Source organism: Streptomyces sp. NPDC059169, assembly GCF_042755225.1.
In the GTDB taxonomy this organism is placed as follows: domain Bacteria; phylum Actinomycetota; class Actinomycetes; order Streptomycetales; family Streptomycetaceae; genus Streptomyces.
Genome location: NZ_JBHZCF010000052.1, coordinates 1 through 2201, shown reverse-complemented (window position 1 = coordinate 2201; position 2201 = coordinate 1). Strand labels below are relative to the sequence as shown.

Below are 2201 nucleotides of genomic sequence, written 5' to 3'. Positions count from 1 at the left end.
CCGCCAACCGACCCGCAAACACCGGCGAAGAATCCAACAACTCCACCGCCATCCCCACCCACTGCGACCCCTGCCCCGGAAACACAAACACCGTCGACGAAACAGGCACGGCGGGTACGGAGCCGGTGGCGGTGTGGGGGCCGGGGTCGCCTTCGGCCACCGAATGCAGGTTCGCGAGGAGGGTCGCCCGGTCAGCACCGACGAGCACTGCTCGGTGCTCGAGTGCCGCACGTGTCGTCAGCAAGGAGTGTCCGACGTCGTACGGTGTGGCGTCGGGGCAGGAGTCGAGGTGGGTGGCGAGCGCGGCTGCCTGGGCGCGCAGGGCCTCCGGGGTCCGGCCGTGCACGAGCCACGGCACGACCTGCTGGTCGCGGCGGTCCCCGTCGGTTCGTCCCGAGCCTTCCGGCTCCGTTGCGTCGGGGCGTGCCGGGGAGGCTTCCACCGGAGGCTGTTCCACGATCACGTGCGCGTTGGTGCCGCTGATGCCGAACGAGGAGACACCGGCGCGGCGCACCTGCTCGCTCGCCTGCCACGGCTGGTCCGTGGTGAGCAGCCGTACCGTACCCGCCGACCAGTCCACGTGCGGGGACGGTGCGTCGAGGTGCAGGGATTGCGGGAGGACGCCGTGCCGCAGGGCGAGCACCATCTTGATGACCCCGGCGACACCGGCTGCGGCCTGGGTGTGCCCGATGTTGGACTTGAGCGAGCCGAGCCACAACGGCCGGTCCGCGTCCCGCTCCTGTCCGTACGTCGCCAGCAACGCCTGCGCCTCGATCGGATCGCCCAGCGCGGTACCCGTACCGTGCGCCTCGACCGCGTCGACGTCCGAGGGCCGCAGACCGGCAGCGGCAAGCGCTGCACGGATCACGCGTTCCTGCGACGGGCCGTTGGGGGCGCTGAGACCGTTCGAAGCGCCGTCCTGGTTCGTGGCGCTGCCGCGGATCACCGCCAGGACCGGATGCCCGTTGCGGCGGGCCTCCGACAGGCGTTCCAGCAGCAGTACGCCGACGCCTTCGCCCCACGCGGTACCGTCGGCGGCCGCGGCGAACGGCTTGCACCGGCCGTCGGGCGCGAGTCCCCGCTGACGGCTGAACTCCACGAACATACCGGGTTGGGACATCACCGTGGCCCCGCCGGCGAGCGCGAGGGTGCACTCTCCGGCGCGCAGTGCCTGCGCTGCGAGATGCAGCGCCACCAGGGAGGAAGAGCAGGCCGTGTCCACGGTGATGGCCGGCCCTTCGAGTCCGAGGGTGTAGGCGATGCGTCCGGAGGCCACGCTCGTGGTCGTACCGGTCAGGACGTGGCCCTCGATCTGCGGGGACGCCTGGTGCAGACGGGGGCCGTACTCCTGGGCCATGGCTCCGACGAAAACCCCCGTGAGGCTGCCCCGAAGACCCGTCGGGTCGATGCCGGCCCGCTCGAGGGCTTCCCATGACGTCTCCAGCAGCAGGCGCTGCTGCGGGTCCATCGCCAGGGCCTCGCGCGGCGAGATCCCGAAGAAGCCGGCGTCGAAGGAAGCGGCATCGAGGAAGCCGCCCTCGCGTACGTAACTGGTGCCCGGGTGTTCGGGGTCGGGGTCGTACAGCTCGGCGGTGTGCCAACCCCGGTCGGTGGGGAAAGGCGATATGGCATCGACCCGGTCCCGCAGGATCTTCCAGAGGTCTTCGGGCGATCGAACGCCGCCGGGGTAGCGGCAGGCCATCGCGACGACGGCGATGGGCTCGTCCGGGTCGGTCGCCTGACCCCGGGGCTGTGTCACCTCAACTGCTGTACCCATGAGTTCGGCGTCGAGGTATTGGGCAAGCCTGGCGGGAGAGGGATGGTTGTAGAGCGCGGTGGACGGCAGCCGTACCGTGAGCGCCCGGTTCAGCCGGTTCCGCAGTTCCTCGGCGGTGACGGAGTCGAAGCCCAGGTCCTTGAAGGTGTGGGTGACGTGGAGCGCGGAGGGGTCCCGGTGGCCGAGCACCGCGGCAGCGTGGTCCCGTACGACGTCGAGGGTGGGCCGGCTCGCCCGGGGGCGTGCGGTCGTGGTGGTGGCCTGCAGGTCCTCTGCGGCGGAGGCGGTGCGGCGGGGCTCGGTGGTGTGCGCGACCCAGTGCCGTTCGCGTTGGAAGGCGTAGGTCGGCAGGTCGACGACCCCGGGCCGCGGGTCAGGATAAGCCGCAGACCAATCAACCTCCACACCACTCACATACAACTCA

General features: G+C 70.9%; 1 pseudogene. It reads right to left on the bottom strand.

Features of this window, described 5'->3' with window-relative positions:
• Window positions 1-2197, bottom strand: a pseudogene (locus tag ACFXOM_RS35545) (beta-ketoacyl synthase N-terminal-like domain-containing protein); the annotation flags it as partial.
• Window positions 2198-2201: the final 4 nt, after the last annotated feature.